The organism is Holdemanella sp. MSK.7.32 (assembly GCF_024460475.1).
Classification (GTDB): Bacteria; Bacillota_I; Bacilli_A; order Erysipelotrichales; family Erysipelotrichaceae; genus Holdemanella.
In genome coordinates this window covers 1-22,656 of record NZ_JANFYN010000017.1, presented here as the reverse complement: position 1 = coordinate 22,656, position 22,656 = coordinate 1, and the positions used below count along the sequence as shown (strand labels likewise).

Sequence of the window (22,656 nt, the reverse complement as noted above, 5' to 3'; positions counted from 1 at the left end):
AGACTTGAGGTGGTTTTGTGATTGAACAATTGTCAGTAAAAGATTATGTATTATTCAAATCTTGTATCATAGACTTTGCAGATGGAATGAGTGTGATTACCGGAGAAACAGGTGCTGGTAAATCATTATTAATTGATGCGATTGGCTATTTGAGTGGGAATCGTATTAAATCGAATGTGATTCGTAATGGAAAAGATAAAGCTGTGCTTTCAATGGTTTTAACAGCGAATGATAGAGTGAATGCGATCTTAGAAGAGAATGGCTTTGAGGTTGATGATCAAGTGATTATTTCGCGTACTATTTTAAATAATAATAAGAGTACCGTACGCATCAATCAACAGATCACGACACTATCTTTTGTGCGTAAGATTGTCAATCTATTGGTCGATATTCATTCGCAAATGGATACGTATCGTTTAATGGACACATCTGTTCAAATGGAATTGTTGGATAGTTATGCGAAGACTATGGATTTAAAAGCTTCTGTAAAGGAAGCGTATGTGAAGTATTCAAATGTCTTACATGAATTAGAAACATTAAAAAACGAAGAATTTTCGGATGCCGAATTGGAATTTTTGACTACGCAGCTGGATGAAATTGAGAATGCGAACATTCAAGAAGATGAATTGGATGCATTAAATGATCAGATTCACGAGGCAACCAGCTGGTATAAAAATTCAGAGGATCTTTCGTCTTGTCTATATGAAATTGATAAAGAAAATGGAGCGTTAGATTCTTTATATACTTTATATAAACAAGCTTCAAAATCACCCATCTTAAATGACTATGAAGAATCATTCAAAAATTTATATTATTCTTTACAAGGTGTGGATGAAGAATTAAAGCATATGCGTGATACACATTCTAATGATTCTTTAGATTTGGATAGTCTACAAAGTCGTCAATATTTGATCAAGAAATTATATCGTAAATATGGTGGTTCATATACGAGCTTAATGGAGTCTAAAAAGAGTATCACTGATAAGATCGATCGAATCATTCATCGGCAGGATGTGTTTGACAAATTGGAAAAAGAAAAAGAAGAATCGTTTACGGCGTATATGAAGTTGGCAAATGCATTGTCATTAAAAAGAAAAGAAGTCTTTTCTCAACTCGAATCAAAAGTGATGGAACATTGTAAAGACTTGATGTTAGAAAATGCTCGCTTTATGATTTCTTGTATGGAAAAGAAACCTTCAAGCAATGGAATTGATGACATTGAATTTCTAGTTTCTATGAATCCAGGACAGGATTTTTCAAGTTTGAGTGCTTCTGCATCTGGAGGAGAACTTTCAAGATTGATGTTGGCATTAAAAGTGGTGTTCCAAGCTTCGAATGGTATTGAAACCATCATCTTTGATGAAATTGATACGGGTGTGAGTGGTAAAGTTGCCTTAGCTATGGGTGCTAAGATGAAGGCTTTATCCAAAAATTACCAAGTTTTATGTATTACTCACTTGGCCAGTGTTGCCGTCTATGCCAATACGCATTATTTAGTCAATAAAAAGGTATCCGCAAGTGAAACCATCACAAATGTACAAGAACTTGATCAAGACAAAACGATTCAAGAATTAGCTGTAATGACAAGTGGGGAAGCGAGTCAAAAAGCGAAAGAATCGATGCAAGATCTATGGGTGAAGATTCATGGCTAGAGTCATATTACATATTGATTTAAATGCCTTTTTTGCGAGTTGTGAAGAAATAAAGAATCCGGATTTAAAAGAGTTTCCGGTTGCGGTAGGCTCCACTTCAAAGCGAGGCGTGATTTCAACCGCAAACTATGAAGCCAGAAAATATGGTGTGCATAGTGCGATGCCTGTTTATGAGGCTTTACGTCTTTGTCCAGATTTAGTATTGATCCAAGGTGATTATGGCTATTATCGTTCCATGTCAGCTCAGTTTTTTGCGTATTTAAAAACATTTACCCATCAAATTGAACCGGCGAGTATAGATGAGTGTTACATGGATGTAACGGATATTATTAAGCGTTATAAAAGGCCTTTGGATCTTGTGTTTGAAATTCAAAATGGTGTTTATGAAAAGTGTCATTTGAATTGTTCGATTGGTGTTGCACCCAATCGCTTTCTTGCGAAAATGGCGAGTGACATGCGTAAACCCAAAGGAATCACGGTTTTAAGAAAGTCGGAGCTTTCAACAAAACTATGGCCTTTAAAGATCCATGAAATGAATGGCATTGGTAAAAAGAGCGTGCCTATTTTAAATGAAATGGGTATTTATACGATTGGTGATTTTGCGGATGAAAAGAATGAACAAAAGATCATACATAGATTGGGGAAATCGTCTTATTCTTTGATTCAAAAGGCAAGAGGGAATTCGAGTGCGACTCTATGTTATTCAACTACACAAAAGAGCATTTCGATTTCTAGAACATATTCCAATGATCTATATTCAATTGATGAAGTGAATAGTTGTCTTGAGAATATCGTTCGAGAATTAACGCATAAGATGCAGCAAGAAAACCAAAAAGGAAAACTTGTTACGTTAACTTTAAGAGATACAGCGTTTCATAATGTGTGTCACAGTATGAATCTAAGTCAGTATGCGAATACGTATCCTATGATTTTTGGGGCTTGTCGACAATTGTTAGAGGAATATTTTGAACCCATTGGCTATCGCTACATAGGTGTGCATATTGGGTCTTTAAAAGATGCCCAACAGATTGTAGAACAGATTGATTTATTTGAAGCTCCACAAGAAAATACGGATTTTATATTGAATCGTCTGAATGAAAAAATGGATAGTAAATGTTTTATAAAGGCGAGTGATTTATTGAAGAAGGAGGATGCGAGTTGAGTTTAACTTTAGATTATTTTATGGATGAAAACTTGAAGTTATATCAAGATAAAGAGCATTTTCGTTTTAATACGGATACAAAACTTTTAGCTAAATTTGTGCATTTAAAAAAGCAGGAGCGCATTTTAGATATTGGTACTAATAATGCGGCTTTACTCGTTTATTTTGATCAGTTTAATGTCAAAGAACTGGTGGGTGTTGAAATATTAGAACAGACTAGTAAGGTTGCTCAAAAGAATGCAGATATGTTTATCAAGCATCCTGTAAAAATTGTCAATCAGCCAATACAAAAATATGAAGATGATTTGTTTGATGTGATTGTTTCCAATCCGCCATACTTTAAAATGGATGCCAATCAGCTTCCGGAACAATTGAATTTTCGTCATTTAGGAAGAATGGAAGAGAATTTGACTTTGGAACAATTGGTCTTTCATGCGAATCGATTATTGAAGAGTTATGGGCGCTTTTATATGGTGCATCGTCCGAATCGTTTAAATGAGATCAATAAAGTTTTGTATGCGAATCACTTTAGTATTCGTAATTTGCAGTTCGCATATGATCATCGTGACAACCAAGTAAAATCGGTGTTGATTGAAGCAATTAAAGAATCAAGTTGTGACATGAAGGTATTAGAACCAATTTACATTTGATTTGTGTTATAATATTTTTATGGAATTAAAAGATGCATTTGAGGATTATCGCTTATATTTGAATGTTCTACAAAGAAAATCAAAGAAAACGCAACAATCGTATCTTCATGATATTGAGGTGTATTTAAATTTCTTAGGTAAAAGAAATATTTTGTTGTGCGAAAAAATTTCAGTTTTGGATATCGAAGACTTTTTGGATGTCTATGCCGAAGATCACATTGCCTCGAGTGTCAATCGTATGATTGCGAGTATTCATTCTTTTCATTTGCAGATATCGATTGCGCATCCTGAAATCAAAGATGTGTCTTTATTAATTCATGGGATGAAATCATCTAAACATCTGCCTGTCTATTTGTCGGTGGATGAGGTAAAAAAAGTTTTTTCATCTTTTCAAGACAATCCGATCGACCAATATAATAAAACGATATTAGTTGTATTATATTCTTGTGGTTTGCGTGTAAGTGAGCTTTGTGAGTTAAAATTGAATGATGTACATTTGGCGGAAGGTATCTTAAAGGTCAAAGGTAAAGGGGACAAGGAACGTGTGATTCCGATATCTTCGTATTGTATTTCACAGATGAAATATTATTTAGATTCCATTCGTAGTGTTTGGGATGTAAAGAATGTTTCGTATTTTTTTGTGAATCGTTTAGGCCGTCGTTGCACTCGGCAATATGTGCATTTAATGATCAAAAATAAAGTGAATGAATTAAATTTGAACTCTAATATCTCAGCACATAGTTTCAGACATTCGTTTGCGACACATCTTTTAGATGGGGATGCGGATCTTAGAATCGTGCAGGAGTTGTTGGGGCATTCAAACATTCAAACGACGCAGATCTATACACATATTCAAGATCAGCGTTTAACAAGTGTATATGATCGTTGTTTTCAAAAAATAGAAAAACCAAAGGAGGAGTAGTATATGTCATGTGAAGGTTGTCCTTCTCAAGGAAAATGTGGTAAGAACAGTGAAACATGTGGAATTCAATCGAATCCAGATAACCACATCAAAAATATTATCACTGTAATGTCTGGTAAAGGTGGTGTTGGCAAATCCACAGTTACAGTCATGTTGGCTAAGGCAATGGCTAAAAAAGGTTTAAAAGTAGGTATTATGGATGCGGATATTACAGGTCCTAGTATTCCTAGACTTTTAGCTTTGACAAACCAGCATGCGTATGGAAATGAAAAGCAGCAATTGATTCCAATTGAATCCAAAGAAGGTATTAAAGTGATGTCTTTAAACTTCTTGGTACAATCTGAATCGGATCCAGTGATCTGGCGTGGTCCAGTCATTGGTGGGGTTGTTAAACAATTCTATACAGATGTTGTTTGGGGTGATTTGGATGTCTTATTGATTGATATGCCTCCTGGAACTGGAGATGTTGCCCTAACAATTATGCAGTCCATTCCAGTGCAGGGTGTTGTGATGGTATCTACGCCTCAGCCAATGGTAAGTATGATTGTAGAAAAAGCTTGTCACATGTGTGAGAAGATGGAAGTCAAAGTTCTTGGTATCATTGAAAATATGGCATATTTGGAATGTCCAAATTGTCATGAAAGAATTGAATTCTACAAGAAGGAAGATGTGGAAACATTGTGTAATTCAACTTGTACAAAACTATATGGAACACTTCCTATGTTGGATTTAATTCGTGATATCAATGAATATGATGCATATTCTAAGGAACAACAAGAAAAAGTGGATGCGTATGTAAGTGATATTGCGACTGAAGTCTTAGAAGATATTGCCTAATGGAGTATGTACTTCATCGTAAGTCCAATTGTAAAAAAATAAAAATACGTGTAGTCAAAGGAGTCGTTCAGGTGAGCGCTCCTTTCTATGTTTCTAAAAGGGAAATTGATGATTTTGTCAAAGAACAAGAAACTTGGATCAAGAATCAATTAAGCAAGTATACTGTTTCAAAAGAAAATGATAAGATTCCTTTATTGGGTAACGAATATAGATTACATTATATTGATCAACGAAAGTGTTATGTTGAAGATTATGATTTATATTTGTATCCAGATACAAAGTTGATTCAACTATTTTTGAAGCAGAATGCCAAAAAGTATATTGATCTTCGTTTTGAATTCTTTTGCGAACAATTACACATACAGGATATTTCTTTACAATATGGCTTTTATAAAAGTAAGTGGGGCAGCTGTACACCAAGTAAACATAAGATTTGTTTCAATGTGAATCTTATATTTATGCCTTTAGAATTTGTGGATGCGATCATTCTTCATGAATTAGCGCATTTGTATCATTTGAACCATTCAAAAGAATTCTATGATTTACTGTGTACTTGGATGCCAAACTATAAAGAGATCATGAAGAAAAATAAAAAGAATCCAATCCCAAATTTGTATTAAAAAAGAGCTCAAGTTGAGCTCTCATTTTTTATACGTTAATTGCGGCATGCATTCCTAATGCATCTTTTTCTTTAGCTAGAATTGGATCAATGAAGTCTTTGAAGAATTCTTCTGTTTGTTGAACAGAACGTCCAACGAAGTTTTCTGGTTTCATGATGGAAAGAATTTGTTCTTTTGTCATGCCAAATTTTGGATCTTGTGCAATACGGTCAATTAAATCGTTTGGTTTACCTTCTTCTTTAACAACACGACCAGCTGCCATTGAGTGTTGACGAATCAATTCGTGTAACTCTTGGCGGTCTCCACCGGCTTTAACAGCGTCCATCATAATATTTTCTGTAGCCATGAATGGTAGTTCTTTTAATAAGTTAGCTTCTACAACTTTTGGATATACAACTAAGCCATCGCTTACATTTAAGTAAAGATCTAATAATCCATCCGTAGCTAAGAAGGCTTCGGCAATGGAAATACGTTTGTTTGCGGAATCATCCAATGTTCTTTCAAACCATTGTGTACTTGCCGTAATTGCAGGGTTGATGGAATCGGCAATAATGTAGTTAGCTAGTGCTGCCATTCTTTCAGAACGCATAGGGTTACGTTTGTAGGCCATTGCGCTTGAACCGATTTGTGATTTTTCAAATGGTTCTTCGATTTCTTTCATATGTTGTAATAAACGAATATCATTACTGAATTTGTGTGCACTTTGTGCAATTTGAACTAAAACTTGTAATACTTGTGTATCATATTTACGAGTATATGTTTGTCCGCTGACTGCAAAATATTGGTCGTAACCTAATTTTTCACAAATCTTTTTATCTAAAGCTTTAACTTTGTCTGTATCTCCTTCAAACAATTCCATAAAGCTTGCCTGTGTACCTGTTGTACCTTTGCATCCTAATAATTTTTTATTGTCTAATAAATGCTGGATTTCAATGTAGTCCATATATAAATCTTGTGCCCACAAGCTAGCTCTTTTACCTACAGTGGTTGGTTGGGCTGGTTGGAAGTGAGTAAACGCAAGACATGGCATGTCTTTGTATTTTAATGCGAATTCTTCTAATTTTTCTAATACATTGACGATTTTCTTTTGTACAAGCTCTAAAGCTTCGTGCATGATAATTAAATCTGTATTGTCACCAACGTAGCAGCTAGTAGCTCCTAAGTGAATGATTCCCTTAGCTTTTGGACATTGTACTCCATACGCATATACGTGTGACATAACATCATGACGCACTTCTTTTTCTCTGGCTTTTGCGACATCGTAGTTGATATCTAAAGCGTGTGCTTTTAATTCTTCGATTTGTTCTTCAGTAATGTCTAATCCAAGTTCTTTTTCTGACTCCGCAAGAGCAATCCAAAGTCTTCTCCATGTCGTAAATTTTTTGTCGTTTGAAAATAATGCCTGCATTTCCTTAGATGCATATCTCTGTGAAAGAGGAGATTGGTAATATTCGTTCATTTGTTCCACCTATTCTAGTTAGTTTTTTCCTAACATCAATATTATATGTGTTTCAATTTTTAAATTCAACTTCAATTGTTGTATAATAAGGGAGTATGGAAAAGGAGTAGTTATGAAAACTTTATCTATATTATCTACAAAGCTTAGTGCCTGGGGGCTACACCTAATTGGTAGGGGTGGATCGATGCCTGGGTCGATTGGCTGTAAAGTCGATGCGAATATATTATCGAAATTAAAATTTAATGGTCCTGTCATTTTGGTTACGGGTACAAATGGAAAAACGAGTACGGCCAATATGATTACAGACTTGTTTGAAAAGGCTGGATATAACGTGATTTCCAATCGTAAGGGAGATAACTTAAAGGCAGGTATTGTCACTACGTTGTTGACTCACGCAAAACTAAATGGTGAAATCAAAGCCAATGCGGTCGTGCTAGAATGTGATGAATTAAATGTGAGACATATTCTTCCATTTATTCCGGTTACAGATTTTGTAGTCAATAATTTCTTTCGTGATCAATTAGATCGTGCTCGTGAAATGGAACAGTTGATTGATTCAATTGAAAAGGTATTGCCTGCATATAGGGGTCGATTGATTTTAAATGCGAATGATCCCAATGTCGTACGACTCAATTTAGTAGCGAAAAACGCTTCATTCTCTTATTTTGGAATGGATGAGAACAAGTATTCGGTTAAAACGACAAAAGAGGCAAGTGAAGGAAAATTTTGTCCTAAGTGTGGGGCAAGACTTGAATACAGTTATTATCAATATTCACATATTGGTAAATTTCATTGTTCAAAGTGTGATTTTCAAACGCCGGAAATGGACATTTGTTTAAAAGATATTGATTTGGATAAAGAAACATTTTCGAGTGATGGAATACATTATAAATCTCCATATGAAGGAATGTATTCTATGTACAATTGTGCCGTTGTATTGAATGTCGCAAAAAATTATGGTATTTCACAAGATTGTGTTAAGTCTGTATTCAGTCATGCGCCTCAGCCTGCGGGAAGAAATGAAACATTCACATCAAAGGAACAGACTTGTATTTTAAACTTGGTTAAAAATCCTACGGGTGCCAACGAAGTTATGAAGGTCATTGAAAAAGATGATTCGGATAAGACAATTGTGATCGTATTGAATGATCGTGAGCAGGATGGTACGGACGTGAGTTGGATCTATGATACTTTCTTTGAAAAGATTATGAAGGATAGCACAAAGGAAATTATTTGTACGGGTCTTCGTGCAAATGATATGGCTTTAAGAATCTATTATGGTGGATATAAAGGCCCTTTAAGTGTTGTCGATACTTTGGACATTGCCGTAAAAGCCGCATTAGCTACAAAGCGTACGACATATGCGATTGCGACATATACAGCATTACTTCCTACGCGTAATGCGATCAAGAAGGAGATGGGTCTATGAAAGTAGTTTGGATGTATCATGATATCATGGATCTTTATGGGGATAAGGGAAATATGATGGTTCTAAAGAAGCGTTGTTTAGATCGAGGTATTCCTTTTGAACTGGATACTTGTGGTATTGGTGAAGAAAAAGATTTAAGTGAATATGATTTGATTTTCTTAGGTGGTGGTGCAGATAAGGAACAAATTAGTTTAATTCCAGATTTATTATCGCGTAAAGAAAATATAAAGAAGGCCATGGATGAAAAGAGCTTTGTGCTATTGATTTGTGGTGGTTATCAATTGTTTGGTCAATATTATATTGCGGCCAACAATGAGAAGATTTCTGGTTTACAGTTCTATGATTATTATACGGATACGGGAAAAGCTGGTAGTCGTTGTATTGGAAATGTTGTGATTGATGCGGATTTAGATGGTTTAAAAACGCGTATCGTTGGTTTTGAAAATCATGGGGGTCAAACATTAAATGTAACGCATCCTTTAGGAAAAGTTGTGAAGGGTTGTGGAAACAGCTTTAATGCCGGTTATGAAGGATTCTATGACGGAAAGATTCTAGGCACCTATTTGCATGGTCCTTTACTTCCAAAAAATCCTGAGGTGGCTGATTTTGTGATTTCAAAAGCACTACAAAAAAGAAATCCGGATTTTAAATATAGTGATTTAAAGCCATTGGAAGATAAGTTTGAAAAGATGGCTCGTGAGGCTGTATTTAAGAAATTAGAGATATAAAAAAAGATGTCATAAGACATCTAAAAACATAGTACATAAGGGGTTTATTATATTTTTTGACTCGAACGATAATGAAGTACTATGTTTTTTATCACTCACTCCTTTCATGGTTTTAGTATATAAGTTATATTGACATTATATATGTCAAATATATGAGGAATCGTATGAGAAAATTTATTATATTAATGTTCATTGTTCTATCGACATTGATCACGCCTATATCGGCTTATGAGATTGATGAGATACCTGAATATAGTGGCAATCCGTATGTAGAGATACATGATAATGAGCCTGTATTCAGTTCGAAGGATATGAATACAAAGAGTTTTGAATCGTACTCGAATCTAGATTCTTTAGATCGGCCACAGGTTGCGTATGCGAATGTGTCGAAGGATCTAATGCCAACAAAAAAGCGAGAAAGTATTGGTTCTGTAAAGCCAGCAGGGTGGCATACAGTACGTTATAAGGGAATTGATGGGAAGTATTTATATAATCGTTGTCATTTGATTGGATATCAATTAACGGGTGAGAATGCGAATCGTAAAAACTTAATGACAGGTACGCGCTATTTAAATGTAGAGGGTATGCTTCCGTTTGAAAATGAAGTATCTGACTACATAAAAAAGACAAATCATCATGTTTTATATCGGGTTACACCTATTTATGATGGTGATAACTTGATTGCGGATGGTGTACAGATTGAGGCGTATTCTGTAGAAGATAAAGGCCAAGGTGTATCGTTTAATGTATTTTGTTATAACGTGCAGCCTGGTATCACAATTGATTATAAAACGGGCGATTCAAGTCGCTCAAATGACAATATTATAAAGGAATATAAAGTTACAGAGGATACTTCTACTTATGTTTTAAATGTAAAAACACATAAGTTTCATAAGCCAACTTGTGCAAGCATTCGTTTGATGAATGATATAAATAAGTTGGAGTCAAGTGAGTCTAGAGATGTACTAATCGCTCAGGGGTATTCGCCTTGTAAAAACTGCAATCCATAGGAGAATAACATGAAAAAAATAGTATCTATGCTGTGTGTATGTGTTTTATCTTTATCTTTATTTGGTTGTTCTAAACCAGAAAATAATGTGGAATTAAAGAAGAATGTTTCTTGTCAATTGTTGGATGTTTTAAGCATCACAAATGATACAGATAATTCGACGTACTACTATTATTTGGCAAGTGTTGAAAATAAGGGTAAAAAGCCGTATGACACAAAGAATTTAATTTATACAGTAACAGATGACAATGAAAAAGATATTAGTGTCATTGATAAATATCAGTCTACGCCTTCTTATATCATCAATAAGGGACAAAACACGTATATTTATGGATATATTGGTTTTCCAAACAATGATCAAAAAAACTTGGGTCTTTCTTTTAACAACAAGAAACAGTTCTTGCCTTTTAAAGCCTTTGATATTCGTAAGGCTAGTGATAAAAATGTAAAGGATTCAAAGGATACAAAATATACTTTCTTTGAGGATGATACACTTCAGATTGGTGTAGATGCATCTAAGGCAAGTTATGTATATGAAAATGGGGAAACAGTATTAAAAAATATTAAGATTACTTATAAGAATAAAACGGATTCTCGTATCATTGTTCCATATTTAACGCCGAGTGCTACTTTAGAAGGTGTCGATCTTAGTAACAAGTATGATTTCGCAAATATGGATGAAATCAAAAGTCATGATTTTACAACGAATGGTATGGCGCCTAAAACACAAAGTTTTAAAGCGGATGTAACTGGGTATGTATTGTATTTCTTGGATAAAAAACAAACTGTAAATACAGAAATTGAATTCCATTTTGAAAAGGCAGCTCCTGATTTTACGGATAAGAGTACCAAGCCTTTTGTGGTTCATATGAATTCGAAAGCATTTGGAAAATCAAACACATTTAAGATTGGACTTGAATAAGTCCTTTTCTTTTTGGTTCACATTGTTTATAATCTTTGTGGTGATGTATATGTTAGAAGAAAAAGGATTAGTTCTTGAAGGCGGAGGCTTTCGAGGTATGTATACTTGTGGTGTAATCGATGTATTTATGGAAAATCACATTGATTTTAACCAGGTTGTTGGAGTTTCTGCAGGTGCTGCCTTTGGCTGCAACATCAAATCTAAACAGATTGGAAGAGCTTTGCGCTACAACAAGCGTTTTTGTAGAGATCCAAGATATTCAGGATTAAGGAGTTTTATTAAAACGGGAGATCTTTATAATAAAGAGTTTGCGTATGGGGTCGTGCCTACCATATTGGATCCTTTTGATACAAAGGTATTTAAAGAGAATCCATTGCGCTTTACCGTTGTATGTACAGATATTCATACGGGAAAACCTGTATATCATGAAATCAAAAATGGAGATGCTCTAGATATTGAGTGGATTCGTGCATCTTCATCGATTCCTATTGTTTCAAAGCCTGTTAAATTAGATGGATATGAATTATTAGATGGTGGTGTCTCAGATTCGATTCCAGTGGATTGGATGTTGGAAAGAACAAAGAAGACAGTTGTAGTTTTGACAAGAGATCATACTTATCAAAAAAAGCCAATGAAATATATAAATCTTATAAAGAAGGCGTTTAAGGAATATCCAAATCTACAACACGATTTAGAAAATAGACATATTGTATATAATGAAACATTAGATAAAATCGATAAACTTGAAAGGGAAGGACAGATATTTGTAATTCGACCCTCTAAACCAATTGCGTGTGCGATGATTGAAAAGGATCCAAATCATCTACAAGAAATATATGATATAGGTAGACGTGATGCGTTGAATAGTTTAGAAGAATTAAAGAAATATTTGTGAAGTGTTTCACAAAATAGCTTGTGATTTACTAATAAAAATATTTTAGGAGTGATACATATGAATTTCTTTAAAAAACCAGGACGCATTCTATTATTAATCATGATTGTATTAGCTGTAGTTTGTCCGTATCGTGTTCATATGTATAAAACGAAGATTGAAGAAATCAAATCTGGCAAACTAAAAATCAATGATATGCAGTATGCTGCTGATGATCTACATCCGTATTCCGCTTATTTAATGGCTGTCCCATATATTATTATAGAAGTCGCATTAGGATCTTTATATTATGTTAGAACACGTGATTAGTGGACTCTGTGATTTGCCGTGAAAATCAAAAAGATGGACAATTGTACGTCTCGATTCAAATCAGAGGATATGCGGTATTATGGAAATTAAAAAGACTCTATGATTTGTCGTGAAACATCAAAAAGATGTACAACTATATGTATTAGTTCAAGTAATAATGATATAAAACTTGTAATGATGGTTTCCATTTCAATATCAACATATTTTTGAATTTCTAAATATCTTAAAATATAAAAATAAGCAGACTCATTTAAAAATCTGCTCTATTTTCAATTTTATAAATATAACATAAGAGATATTATGCGAAGTAGGATATATTGTGTTATATCGTCCCGTCAGTGTTTATGAAACAGACAAACTAATAAGTTCTTATAGAAACTAATAAGTTCTTATAGAAACTAATAAGTTCTTATAAAAAACTTTCGAGCTTTATCTTAATCAAACTAATAAGTTCTTATACGTATATTACTTGTATATTTTAAGAAAAGTATAAAGTTCTTATAAAGTAGTATATCTTGTATATGTATAGTCTTTTAAAGTATATTAATCTTCTTAATAAGTATATCTTATATAAGTAGACCTAGGTTAATTTATTCAACTTGACATAGCTTGCATTATATAAGTTTATATAGTAGTAGTTCTTATAGAAAAGTAATACAGTTCTATGCAATCAAACTAAAAGGTTCTTATAGAAAAGTGTTGCGTATTCCCTATGCGAAAGTAAAAGGTTCTTATGTCTTGGTGAGCATAAAAAAGCAAAGAAACACAAAGTCTCTTTGTTAGTTATCATCTGTAATGTAATCACAGATGTTCTTCGATGCAGGAGTTCTTCTTGTAGCCTTTCTCTTTGGCTTTACAGGCTCCTCATTTAGAATGGCAATCACCTGTTTAGCTACTTCATGTGGCTTCAGGCGATGATTGACATCTTCTTCTAAAACCATTCGAGTTGCTCTGCCGATTGAGTCAGAGTCAAACTCTACATAGATTTCACGTACCAAGTCGATGACCTTTGTCATCATCTTGCTCTCATAAACCATGTTGCTGATGTTAGATTCAGGCATTTGATATTTGTTCTTCTCTTCCTCAGCAATCGTAAGAATACGTTCATCTTCAAGTTCTTCAGTTCTTGCTTGATTAACAATGTCGATAGCACCTTTCAACTGTTTGAAATGCTTGTTGTTAACACGCACAATGAACTTCTTGTCGATGGTCTCAATCTTCCCTTTGGACTTACTGTCAATGTATTCCAGCATGATCCATTTGTACAACCAAATCAGCATGTTAATGATACCTCCTGAACACTCATACAAAGTGTCTGAAAGTTCCTTAGACCATTGAATCGGTGTATCCAGCCATTGCCAAGTCAAAAGCATATTCACCAGCATGTTGAAATAATCCTTGTCAGTCGTATATGCAGAAGCGTCAATGAAGTCACCTGCTCTACGTGCATTTCTAAGCATTGTAAACAGCTTCTTATAGGCTTCATCTGTTCCAACTACACTCAAGGCTACCTTTGTCTTGTTGACGATGCCTAACAGACCTTCATAGCTGTTTTCTCTATTGGTATTGAAGTCGATAAGTTGGATTTCGTCCATAACGATTGTTCCAATCGAGAACATTTCGATAAGCTGGCAGACTTTCAATTGCTTGTCTGCTAGGCTTTTGCACTTCTTGTTAATCATGACTTCATAGATAGGTTCGGGATTTCCTAAAGCATTATCAATGGCTTCTCCAATCTGTCTATACAAGGTTGAAAAGTTGCTGTTTGGCATACAACTTACCACCAGATATGTAATCTGTGGAATCGAAGTTCCTGGATCTGGATGGTGCATGATTACCTGTGGGATATTATCAAACAACTGCTTCAGCGAAGATGATTTGCCACAACCTGAATAGCCTAGTAAAGCAAACCCAGATGGAGCACTATCTTCGATTTTACCCTTCATTTTGATGAGTTTCTTGTCAGTTGACTCACCAATAGCATTTGTGTCCCAGACATAGGATTTGCGAAGCATATAGGAGCTAACGATTACATCATAGTTGATGAATTCCAACTGTTTTTGGAACGATAAAGGCAGTCTTAGATTTTTCAAGCTAACTACAGTTGCCTTTTGCTCGTTCACAGACATCTTGCTCAAATCATCAGCATCCAAACTTGGAATAGGTACTGTATATGCGTTCAAAAGGACGTTTCCATCTCTTGGTCTTGGAAGTGCTTCAATGAACGGGTTGTTGTTAAAGTCCCTATTGGATGATTTTACATATTTAGCATCAACAGGACCTACACGAGTACATTCTTCATGGGTGTATTGATTTTGGTCTTTCTCTACATTTGAGTAGTAGTAGACCCAGTTCAGTTCTCTCATAACTGTACCTCCTACATTTTCTGTTTAATCTTTTGAAGGGCTTCTTCAAAGGTCATACTTCCAGTTTCTTCATTTGATTCAGGCTCTGACAAGGCTTCAGGTTCTGCATTTTTCAAAGGAATCAGAGATGGTGCATCATCTGTGTTCAAACGTGCTCCAATAGAGTTTGCTTCTAATACAAGGATGCTTTCTTCTTTACGGTTATGACGGATATTTTTGGTTTTATCATCATTTGGTGCTACCTGATTTGCAACTCTAACGGCATCATCCAAGGTTGCCTGCATTCCCATACGTCTTGCACAGCGAATCTCTTGGTCTTCCTGAGTTTTCTCCATTACAAGCTCTTTTTTCTTGGTCTTGTATTCTTCGTAGTTGCGAAGTGACATACCGTTGAATTCATGGTTTCCTGCTCGATTCTCATTCAAGGTTGCTTTTACAAGGCGATTGTCTGCAATGTACCATAAAGAACCCACATTCCTTTCATCAAGACGGCATTTTAAAGGTACTGAGCTTCTTCTCGTCTTGGTGATTTGTTCTGCAAGCCAAGGATCATTTGCAATGTAATACAAACCATTCCATTCAATACCTTTACGGGTTATACGAGCACGTACTTCTTTACGAATTGAATACTCAAACTGGTCAAGGTTGACAATTGGTCTTGGAACACCATATTTAGTGCAACCGTAGTCTAATGGAATGGGATGCACTGACTTTTCTAACATATCCTTTGTCATTGGATACTGGCTCATTGTCATCATGTTGTGAGCAATTGTCTGGTTGATTACGAATACCCAGATATCATCCAATGTAAGGACCGCATGTCTATGGTGGTTCGAATCATGCCGTTGGGTAATCAAACCTCTGCCTTCAAGCAAATCATTCTGTACCGAATGATACTGGTGGAAGAGCTGTTCTACCTGTCCTTTCAGCGACCCCATAGCCGGTGGCACTAGCTCCAGAGTGATGTTCAACTCGTTGCAGATACGTTTAACCTCTTTGGAACGATATTCAGAACCACGGTCACTGCGAAGTCGGTTTGGCAAAACATTGATGTCCCATAAGCCATCTTTTAGCTCCAAGCCGTAACGCCTGCAAAGCTGTTTATTGTCTTCACCAAGGTTCAAAAGACAGTTCGTGAAGCCGAGTACTGAGTTATTCTCCAAAGAAACAGATACTGCCGTAATCATTCGTGAATAAACATCAACCATTGCATGAACGATTGGACGCCCGATTACCTTTGTTGGATCAACTTCACTGACAATGGATACATCCATTTCAACTTCATCCATTTCGAACAAATCTCCAGGACCATGCACATTAAGAAGATTGTCTGAAACAAGCATACGCTCATCGTTTCTGTATTCACGTTTGGATGTTTTGCATACACGGCGTGCTTTAGTTGATGTATGAGTAACAATATAGTTTTCCATTTGGCTTTTCGTAGGTCGCTGGTCGATTGGCAGCAGCTTATTCTGAACTACGACACCATCACTTGTCTGTGTTTCTACACGAGCTGTGAAATACTTTGTAAGCATCCAGTCATAAGTCGTTGTATAAGACTTTTCTCTGCCGGATAAATAGTGTTTACAGCAGTCATCAAAGATTTCACGCAGTCCATCAGTTAGAGGGATACCTTGTTCGAACATAGGTGGACGACCTGTTTTTGTGGAATAATGTAGACCACTTTTGCTCTTCTTTCCTGTTTGAGATAATAAGGAGAATGGGTCTAAACCACTCATCAAGTATCTTTTAACAATAAGAAACACGCTTTTTGGTGAAATACCGTATTTATTGCTTAACTCTTTAAGACATGGTTTAGGCTTCTTGGTTTCTAAGTAAAAGTAGCACGGTCCGTAGATATCTCCGACTGTTTCAACAATATCTTTGTTACGTAGATAGGTTTCCTTTGATTTTTCCGATAAAGCATCAAAGTCAAACACCTTGTCATGTTTAGATTCACGAATTGCAATTTCTTTCTTAGCAATGAAATATTGGACTGTCTCAAGATGCCATTCGTTAAGTTCGATTTTTCCTTTGGAATCATTGATGAGAATCGTAACAAAGTAATCTTTATTCATGTAGATTACTCTATGATCAATGTTTAGTTCCATATCATGAAGAATGGAACCTACTTTCAGGTTTAATGTTGTGAGCATACTAAGCTGCCTCCTTTCACTTCGGGTAATACATTCCTGTAAATCTCGTGTAAATACTGGAAATCAAGCGGTTCTGATTCCATATCAACTTGGATTTTTTTTGTTGCAATATAATGTTTCAGCATGGACATTTCATCAAATACACTGGATAAATCGTAGAACATACATACCATACGTATATTCTCTGCTAAAACAATATTCATTTCATCCTTGTAGACGATTTCAAACGGTACATGTCTGAATTTTTCCCAGTAGACCTTTTCGACAGCGAGCTTTTCCTTGGCACGCTTTTTTTTCAACACATTTCTTGATGGTTTCACACTGAACACTTTCTCTTTGCCATCCTTGTATGTGACGTAGAAATCAGATGTCATATACGTATGACGGTTTCGTGGATGTTTCACGTTATAGTCGTCACAGATTTCCAATGTCGTTTCAAAGTCTAAAGGATACTGTTCACGAATATCCTCGATTTCATCATTCCATCTCAGGATATGCCAGTAATAGGCTTCTCCCTGTGATAGAAGTTCAACAGTGCGTCCTGTTTTCCAGTCCTTTGGGTTAGAGCAAGTCCCAACACTGCTGATTTCTCTTGTCTGGATCCACGGAAGATAAGAGGCTCCAGAGCCTTTACCCCTACCCTCGTTTATTTTTGTGTCGTTTTTTATTGACAGCACGGCGGATTCTCTTTCTAGTGTTCTTTCTATAACGTCTTGCTCTACGACGTTGTTCATTGCGAACAGTCATCAAAAACATTCCATTTGAAACTTTTCTACGTCGATAACCAATCATATGTACTGGATCAATCTTGGAAAAGAACGAAACATAACGTGGATAATCATCGAATAAAAGCTGAAGAAGTACACGCTGTTCTCTAAAGGTAAAGTAGTCTACACTTTTGGTGTGAATCATCTGTACCACCTTCATTGGCAGTTCTTCTTCATCTCCTTTACATCTAAAGGCTTCAACTACTTCGTTGTCTGTCAGATGCTTGTCACGCATTAGTACTTCAAGCTGGTATCTTACGATTTTGTAGAAGATAGAGCCCTTTGAATAGCAAGTTGAAAACATCTTGAATTCAGTATCTCTGTCATACGAGCCTTTGATTGGGATGAATTCCATTCGGTTCATATCCTGAATAAAACGCTGGTCAGGCTGTACATATTCCAAAATACATTTGTGCTTCCAGCATGTAAAAGAACCTGGATACTGGTGTTGAAAGTGATAGACAATGTGTCCAAATCGAGTCATATCTTCTTTCATACATTCTGGACATACGCATAGATGTTCATCATTGTGGTACGGAATGATGTCGTACTGGTCTTTAACATCCTGCTTGTAGATTGAAAGTATACTTTTTGACCAAGTATTGTCTGAAATCAATCCAAGCACTTTCGGGAAATAATCAAGATGACGAACGACTTTCTTTCCATCAATAATACGGTAACTTCTAAGCATATCATTGACGTCTATAAAGCCATTTGCAAGAGCTAGTCGATTCATCCAGCTAACAGGAAGTTCATCAACATCGGGTAAAAATTCTACAGGTAACATATCTTATTCCTCCTTTGTTACTTCTCAGAGACTTTCTCATCCCTGATCACATCTTCATAATAAATCAAGAATAAGAAATTAACCGTATTGCAAAAATCAGTGTTTTTGTATGCACAAGGCTTCTGAAAACTGTTATCATATAGTTGTAAATAGGAAGATGAAGGAACAAATATGCAGATCAAGATTAAAGCTTTGGCCGATATTGAGTTTCTTAGTGCCAAAGTAGACAAAAAACATAATATTATTCACGTACAGGCTAAAAATCTTCTGGACTCTACTGGAAAAGACTGTGATACTGATGGATGTACAGGCAAATATATAGCTCATGGCTTTGTTGAAACTGTTTATGAGGATTTGAACATTGATGGCTATCGAGTATTCATCCACTTAACAACAAGACGTGCCTTCTGCCCTAAGTGTAATAATGTTGTAAATAGCAAGCCTGCATGTCTTACAAGAGACTTTGTTCCAGACGAGAATGAAGAAAGCTGGTCTGGAAACCATAGAACAACAAATAGATTCCTTGACTGGATTGAATATCTGGTTTTCAAATATGGCGTTGATGTAACCAGTGAAATGACGGGAATCAAAACTAGAAGGCTATATTATATTCGTCAGGCTTATCGTGACAGAAATACGGATATGCACATGGGCGAACGCTCCTTAGTAATTGCCAAGTCTAGACACAATAACAAGAATTTTTATCTGGTCATTGATACGATATATGATTCAGACCTTCTTAACTACTTCAATTCACCTAAACTGGCTTTAAATTACGTTCTTGTTCTGAAACGGAACAACCCTGCAATTCGTAAGGTAACTGTACCTGCGGATTTTAAATACGTGGATGTATTAGCTCGCGTATTTGGTCAAGATAATGTGCAGTATGATTTCCGTTCCTTGCAGTCAATGATTACTACAGGCTGTTTCAATGCGTACAGAGAGCAAAGAAATTCGGAAGATGAATCATCTATAGAAACCGAAGAGCATCTTTTCAGAACCCCAAGAACTCAGTTGACACATGATGAGCAGATTCAACTTGATAATCTTCTTAGAACATCCCCTGTTTTCCATGATTACTATTATTTACAGCGTGATTACTGGTATTCACTGGATGAAAAGGTTGTTTTAAAGGCTAGAATCAAGAATGCTGATGTTATTGATGAAATCATGAAAGATAAGAATCGCATCAGTAAGCGTGATAAAGACAAATCAATTGATGATATTGCGTATGAGTTAGGATGCAATCTGGATTTGAACGAACGTAAAGAATATATTCTATATAAGATGAACAAGTCTTGCAAAAAGTATGAAGAAAGTCAATATGATGAAACAGTAGAAGTTGATGTAGATCAGGAGGATGTTTATGAATAAATATAATCTTGGTGATATTGTCTATTTCATAGCCAACGGATATCACATTCGAGAAGCCACGGTAATTAGGACAGGCTCAGGTTTCTGCACGATAAAATTCAATGACAATGAAACTCCAGCAGGAACCAGAGTCAGAGTATCCAAGTTATTCCATACTAAGCAGGAAGCTGAAGTTGTAGTTGAAAAATCACATAACACACTGTTATACTAAGCTTTGTTGGATTTGTTAGCCACCTTTTAGAGGTGAGAATATGAAAGAACAATTACAACTGAAAAATCACTTAAAGGAAGTTCGCACAGAAGCAAATCTTTCTCAAGCTCAACTTGCAGAAATGGTAGGAGTATCAAGAAATACCATTAGTTCTATTGAAACAGGACAGTTTAATCCAACTGCAAAATTGGCTCTAATTCTTTGTATTGCATTGGACAAAAAATTTGAGGAACTATTCTATTTTTAGGAGGTCATTATGGAAAATATTATAATGTTGATTTTGGGAGTGTTCATATCTGTTGTGGGAATTATAAATATCAAAGGCAATATCAGCACAATTCATTCTTACAATAGGCGAAGAGTAAAAGAAGAAGATATACCAAAGTATGGAAAAGTTGTTGGAACAGGAACACTGATTATAGGAATATCTCTTGTATTAGGTTTTATTGTTTCGTTTTGGAGCGAAGAAATTATGGGATATATCATTCTGACAGCGATTATTATCGGATTAGGTTTGATTCTTTATGGTCAATTCAAATATAATAAAGGTATTTTTTGAGTAGTAGATACAAAAATATTAGACAGAAAAACATCGTAGCAATACGGTGTTTTTTGTTACTGTTTTCATGAAACTAAGCGTTACGTTTACGAAAAAGATTTGTTTTCACTTCATGAAACTAAGAACTTCCAAAGTTTAATTCGTTTGTTTGTGAAAGCATAAAAAAACAAAGAAACATAAAGTCTCTTTGTTCTTAGGCATTCAAATGGATTTTATCAGTTCGACAAACTTGAAGTTAACTATTGGATGCCATTTTATCAGTCGGCCATGATCTCCTAAGAGCCACATAGGAGATTAAAAAGTTTGCAAGCCAGCCAACCGGTACCGCAAGCCAGACAAAGGCAATGCCGAAACGTGGTGCACATATTAGGGCAACGGATAGACGAATTGCAAGATTCACTATGTTTGCAACGAGGAACGGACGCATAATTCCGAGACCGCGAAGAACTCCATCGGTTGCCATCTTGATACCCAAGAAGATGAAAAAATAACCAAGCCACCTCATATAATCACCAGACACCTGATAAGCAATCGCCGTTCCGTCTTTTCCTAAGAACAGTGAGGAGATCTGCGTATGCAGCGCTTCAATGGTCACAAACGCAATAGCCGCAAAGCACAGATCCAGCACCAGTGCAGCATAGTAGCCTTTTTTGATACGATCAATTTTCTTTGCACCAAGATTCTGGGAAACATACGGTGAAACCGCATTGCCGATGGATACAAAGCTCAATGAAAAAACATTTTCCACCCTCATCGTTGCTGCATACCCGGCGAGTGCCTGTGTACCGAAAGGATTTACTACTGCCTGCACAATCATCATACCGATGGACACTGTGGACTGCTGTAAAACCGACGGCACCGCAATGCGAAGCATGGAATACAGCTCCTGCCGTTCAAACCTGTTAAAAGGGCTTTTATATTGTTGCATCCGTGCAAAGAAAATCAAAAACGAAAACACTGCGGAAATTCCCTGCGCAATCAGGGTTGCAATAGCCACACCAAACACACCGAGACCTAGTCCGGCTACCATCCAAAGATCCATTAAAATATTCAGGATGGACGAAAAAATCAGCAGTCCCAGCGGAATTTTGGATTCGCCAATTGAGGTGAACATGGTAGAAAGAATGTTATACATAAACAGAAACGGAAAGCCCACAAAATAGACCCGCAGATACAGTACTGCATCATCCAGTATGTCGGCAGGGGTTTGCAGTCCACTCATCATCGAGTTGGCGAAGAAAAAGCCAAAAACACCAAGGACTATACTTAGAAGTAAAAAGCTAATCAAGGAGGTTGACACGATTGTTTTCATTTTGCCATACTCCCTGGCTCCGAAATAACGGCTCACAAGCACACCTGCGCCCACACCAGCACCCAGCGCCACACAAATAAAAACATTGGTCAGTGCAGCACAAGCACCAACAGCCGCAAGTGCGGAAGAACCAACAAACTGGCCGACAATAATAGAGTCAGCCATATTGTATATTTGCTGAAAAAAGCTTCCAAGAATCATTGGCATTGCAAAAACCGTCAACGCTTTAAGGGGCGTATCGGTTATCAAATACTCATCTTTCGACATTATCACATTCCTCCATGGTATCTTGTATCGTGGTATCTCATTCACTTACCTTCTCAAATTCCGATTTATTGATTTATTTTAACACAAAATATAAGTGGTTTGTAGAGAGGAAATATATCGTGTTTAATTTTCATACAAAAAATTTGTAGTATCATCATATTACCAATAAAAACTTATAAAAACCTATATTGCTTTATAACACCACCGTAATACCCGTCTTTAGAGGTTTGCACCATGAATGTTTAGAGGCTATTCTGAGAAAAAGT

22 protein-coding genes are annotated in these 22,656 nt (G+C 36.0%); 16 read left to right on the top strand and 6 right to left on the bottom strand.

The features are described 5' to 3' along the window. Positions 1-17 precede the first annotated feature (17 nt). From recN to NE544_RS05570, 6 genes are read left to right on the top strand one after another with little or no spacing between them, the layout of a single operon-like run. Entirely contained in the window at positions 18-1,652 is a 1,635-nt protein-coding gene (gene recN / locus NE544_RS05595) for a DNA repair protein RecN (protein ID WP_256268646.1), read from the top strand. Next, positions 1,645-2,814 (top strand): DNA polymerase IV, encoded by a 1,170-nt coding sequence (gene dinB, locus NE544_RS05590; protein WP_118115424.1) that lies wholly within the window; start codon positions 1,645-1,647, stop codon positions 2,812-2,814. The genes recN and dinB overlap by 8 nt, the downstream gene beginning before the upstream one ends. Continuing rightward, a complete protein-coding gene (locus NE544_RS05585) occupies positions 2,811-3,464 on the top strand; it encodes a tRNA1(Val) (adenine(37)-N6)-methyltransferase (protein WP_118115422.1) in 654 nt (217 codons plus the stop codon). Before dinB ends, NE544_RS05585 begins: the two co-directional genes overlap by 4 nt. Before the next feature lie 19 nt (positions 3,465-3,483). Next, complete coding sequence (locus NE544_RS05580; protein ID WP_256268645.1) at positions 3,484-4,386, top strand: tyrosine-type recombinase/integrase; 903 nt, start codon at positions 3,484-3,486, stop codon at positions 4,384-4,386. Positions 4,387-4,389: 3 nt separating this feature from the next. Further along, positions 4,390-5,223, top strand: coding sequence for an Mrp/NBP35 family ATP-binding protein (locus tag NE544_RS05575; RefSeq protein ID WP_118115418.1), 834 nt, complete (start codon positions 4,390-4,392; stop codon positions 5,221-5,223). Further along, entirely contained in the window at positions 5,223-5,843 is a 621-nt protein-coding gene (locus tag NE544_RS05570; RefSeq protein ID WP_256268644.1) for a M48 family metallopeptidase, read from the top strand. The genes NE544_RS05575 and NE544_RS05570 overlap by 1 nt, the downstream gene beginning before the upstream one ends. Positions 5,844-5,871: 28 nt before the next feature. Here the strand turns inward: NE544_RS05570 and purB are convergent, their stop codons facing one another. Beyond that, positions 5,872-7,302, bottom strand: a complete 1,431-nt coding sequence (purB, locus tag NE544_RS05565; RefSeq protein WP_118115414.1) for an adenylosuccinate lyase — start codon at positions 7,300-7,302, stop codon at positions 5,872-5,874. A gap of 112 nt (positions 7,303-7,414) precedes the next feature. On the opposite strand from purB, the gene NE544_RS05560 reads away from it, so the two are divergent. The 6 genes from NE544_RS05560 to NE544_RS05535 all read left to right on the top strand — a co-directional run bounded on the left by NE544_RS05560 (position 7,415) and on the right by NE544_RS05535 (position 12,591). Beyond that, a complete protein-coding gene (locus NE544_RS05560; protein WP_256268643.1) occupies positions 7,415-8,731 on the top strand; it encodes a Mur ligase family protein in 1,317 nt (438 codons plus the stop codon). Beyond that, positions 8,728-9,459, top strand: a complete 732-nt coding sequence (locus NE544_RS05555) for a type 1 glutamine amidotransferase (RefSeq protein WP_256268642.1) — start codon at positions 8,728-8,730, stop codon at positions 9,457-9,459. Before NE544_RS05560 ends, NE544_RS05555 begins: the two co-directional genes overlap by 4 nt. A 164-nt stretch (positions 9,460-9,623) precedes the next feature. Beyond that, positions 9,624-10,469, top strand: a complete 846-nt coding sequence (locus NE544_RS05550; RefSeq protein WP_256268641.1) for a DNA/RNA non-specific endonuclease — start codon at positions 9,624-9,626, stop codon at positions 10,467-10,469. Positions 10,470-10,478: 9 nt separating this feature from the next. Beyond that, positions 10,479-11,390, top strand: a complete 912-nt coding sequence (locus NE544_RS05545) for a hypothetical protein (protein WP_256268640.1) — start codon at positions 10,479-10,481, stop codon at positions 11,388-11,390. 49 nt (positions 11,391-11,439) lie between these two features. Continuing rightward, complete coding sequence (locus NE544_RS05540) at positions 11,440-12,285, top strand: patatin family protein (RefSeq protein WP_256268639.1); 846 nt, start codon at positions 11,440-11,442, stop codon at positions 12,283-12,285. A 57-nt stretch (positions 12,286-12,342) separates the two neighbouring features. After that, positions 12,343-12,591 (top strand): hypothetical protein, encoded by a 249-nt coding sequence (locus NE544_RS05535; RefSeq protein WP_256268638.1) that lies wholly within the window; start codon positions 12,343-12,345, stop codon positions 12,589-12,591. A gap of 779 nt (positions 12,592-13,370) precedes the next feature. Here NE544_RS05535 and NE544_RS05530 read toward each other — a convergent pair. From NE544_RS05530 to NE544_RS05515, 4 genes are read right to left on the bottom strand one after another with little or no spacing between them, the layout of a single operon-like run. Continuing rightward, positions 13,371-14,957, bottom strand: a complete 1,587-nt coding sequence (locus NE544_RS05530; protein ID WP_256268637.1) for an ATP-binding protein — start codon at positions 14,955-14,957, stop codon at positions 13,371-13,373. A gap of 11 nt (positions 14,958-14,968) precedes the next feature. Continuing rightward, positions 14,969-17,113, bottom strand: coding sequence for a transposase family protein (locus NE544_RS05525; RefSeq protein WP_256268636.1), 2,145 nt, complete (start codon positions 17,111-17,113; stop codon positions 14,969-14,971). Beyond that, positions 17,098-17,790, bottom strand: a complete 693-nt coding sequence (locus tag NE544_RS05520; RefSeq protein ID WP_256268635.1) for a TnsA endonuclease N-terminal domain-containing protein — start codon at positions 17,788-17,790, stop codon at positions 17,098-17,100. Before NE544_RS05520 ends, NE544_RS05525 begins: the two co-directional genes overlap by 16 nt. Continuing rightward, entirely contained in the window at positions 17,750-18,667 is a 918-nt protein-coding gene (locus tag NE544_RS05515) for a TniQ family protein (protein ID WP_256268634.1), read from the bottom strand. The genes NE544_RS05520 and NE544_RS05515 overlap by 41 nt, the downstream gene beginning before the upstream one ends. A 171-nt stretch (positions 18,668-18,838) precedes the next feature. Here NE544_RS05515 and NE544_RS05510 point away from each other — a divergent pair, with 171 nt between their 5' ends. From NE544_RS05510 to NE544_RS05495, 4 genes are read left to right on the top strand one after another with little or no spacing between them, the layout of a single operon-like run. Then, positions 18,839-20,041 (top strand): hypothetical protein, encoded by a 1,203-nt coding sequence (locus NE544_RS05510; protein ID WP_256268633.1) that lies wholly within the window; start codon positions 18,839-18,841, stop codon positions 20,039-20,041. Next, on the top strand, positions 20,034-20,252 hold the full coding sequence (locus NE544_RS05505; protein WP_256268632.1) for a hypothetical protein: 219 nt from the start codon (positions 20,034-20,036) through the stop codon (positions 20,250-20,252). The genes NE544_RS05510 and NE544_RS05505 overlap by 8 nt, the downstream gene beginning before the upstream one ends. A gap of 40 nt (positions 20,253-20,292) precedes the next feature. After that, positions 20,293-20,499, top strand: a complete 207-nt coding sequence (locus NE544_RS05500; RefSeq protein ID WP_003865061.1) for a helix-turn-helix transcriptional regulator — start codon at positions 20,293-20,295, stop codon at positions 20,497-20,499. Positions 20,500-20,508: 9 nt separating this feature from the next. Beyond that, the gene (locus NE544_RS05495) at positions 20,509-20,811 is read left to right on the top strand and encodes a hypothetical protein (RefSeq protein ID WP_003865062.1); all 303 of its coding nucleotides are present in this window, start codon (positions 20,509-20,511) and stop codon (positions 20,809-20,811) included. Between the two features lie 235 nt (positions 20,812-21,046). Here NE544_RS05495 and NE544_RS05490 read toward each other — a convergent pair whose 3' ends face one another. Next, positions 21,047-22,390: an MATE family efflux transporter gene (locus tag NE544_RS05490; RefSeq protein WP_256268631.1), complete on the bottom strand. Its 1,344-nt coding sequence runs from the start codon at positions 22,388-22,390 to the stop codon at positions 21,047-21,049. Between the last annotated feature and the right edge of the window lie 266 nt (positions 22,391-22,656).

What these genes read in the sequence shown, in the direction of transcription:
- NE544_RS05490 (WP_256268631.1), bottom strand. Translation starts at nt 22,390, where the DNA reads ATGTCGAAAGATGAGTATTTGATAACCGATACGCCCCTTAAAGCGTTG.
- NE544_RS05570 (WP_256268644.1), top strand. Translation starts at nt 5,223, where the DNA reads ATGGAGTATGTACTTCATCGTAAGTCCAATTGTAAAAAAATAAAAATA.
- NE544_RS05515 (WP_256268634.1), bottom strand. Translation starts at nt 18,667, where the DNA reads ATGTTACCTGTAGAATTTTTACCCGATGTTGATGAACTTCCTGTTAGC.
- NE544_RS05535 (WP_256268638.1), top strand. Translation starts at nt 12,343, where the DNA reads ATGAATTTCTTTAAAAAACCAGGACGCATTCTATTATTAATCATGATT.
- NE544_RS05575 (WP_118115418.1), top strand. Translation starts at nt 4,390, where the DNA reads ATGTCATGTGAAGGTTGTCCTTCTCAAGGAAAATGTGGTAAGAACAGT.
- NE544_RS05580 (WP_256268645.1), top strand. Translation starts at nt 3,484, where the DNA reads ATGGAATTAAAAGATGCATTTGAGGATTATCGCTTATATTTGAATGTT.
- NE544_RS05525 (WP_256268636.1), bottom strand. Translation starts at nt 17,113, where the DNA reads ATGCTCACAACATTAAACCTGAAAGTAGGTTCCATTCTTCATGATATG.
- NE544_RS05510 (WP_256268633.1), top strand. Translation starts at nt 18,839, where the DNA reads ATGCAGATCAAGATTAAAGCTTTGGCCGATATTGAGTTTCTTAGTGCC.
- NE544_RS05505 (WP_256268632.1), top strand. Translation starts at nt 20,034, where the DNA reads ATGAATAAATATAATCTTGGTGATATTGTCTATTTCATAGCCAACGGA.
- NE544_RS05555 (WP_256268642.1), top strand. Translation starts at nt 8,728, where the DNA reads ATGAAAGTAGTTTGGATGTATCATGATATCATGGATCTTTATGGGGAT.
- NE544_RS05550 (WP_256268641.1), top strand. Translation starts at nt 9,624, where the DNA reads ATGAGAAAATTTATTATATTAATGTTCATTGTTCTATCGACATTGATC.
- dinB (WP_118115424.1), top strand. Translation starts at nt 1,645, where the DNA reads ATGGCTAGAGTCATATTACATATTGATTTAAATGCCTTTTTTGCGAGT.
- NE544_RS05495 (WP_003865062.1), top strand. Translation starts at nt 20,509, where the DNA reads ATGGAAAATATTATAATGTTGATTTTGGGAGTGTTCATATCTGTTGTG.
- NE544_RS05540 (WP_256268639.1), top strand. Translation starts at nt 11,440, where the DNA reads ATGTTAGAAGAAAAAGGATTAGTTCTTGAAGGCGGAGGCTTTCGAGGT.
- NE544_RS05545 (WP_256268640.1), top strand. Translation starts at nt 10,479, where the DNA reads ATGAAAAAAATAGTATCTATGCTGTGTGTATGTGTTTTATCTTTATCT.
- purB (WP_118115414.1), bottom strand. Translation starts at nt 7,302, where the DNA reads ATGAACGAATATTACCAATCTCCTCTTTCACAGAGATATGCATCTAAG.
- NE544_RS05530 (WP_256268637.1), bottom strand. Translation starts at nt 14,957, where the DNA reads ATGAGAGAACTGAACTGGGTCTACTACTACTCAAATGTAGAGAAAGAC.
- NE544_RS05560 (WP_256268643.1), top strand. Translation starts at nt 7,415, where the DNA reads ATGAAAACTTTATCTATATTATCTACAAAGCTTAGTGCCTGGGGGCTA.
- NE544_RS05500 (WP_003865061.1), top strand. Translation starts at nt 20,293, where the DNA reads ATGAAAGAACAATTACAACTGAAAAATCACTTAAAGGAAGTTCGCACA.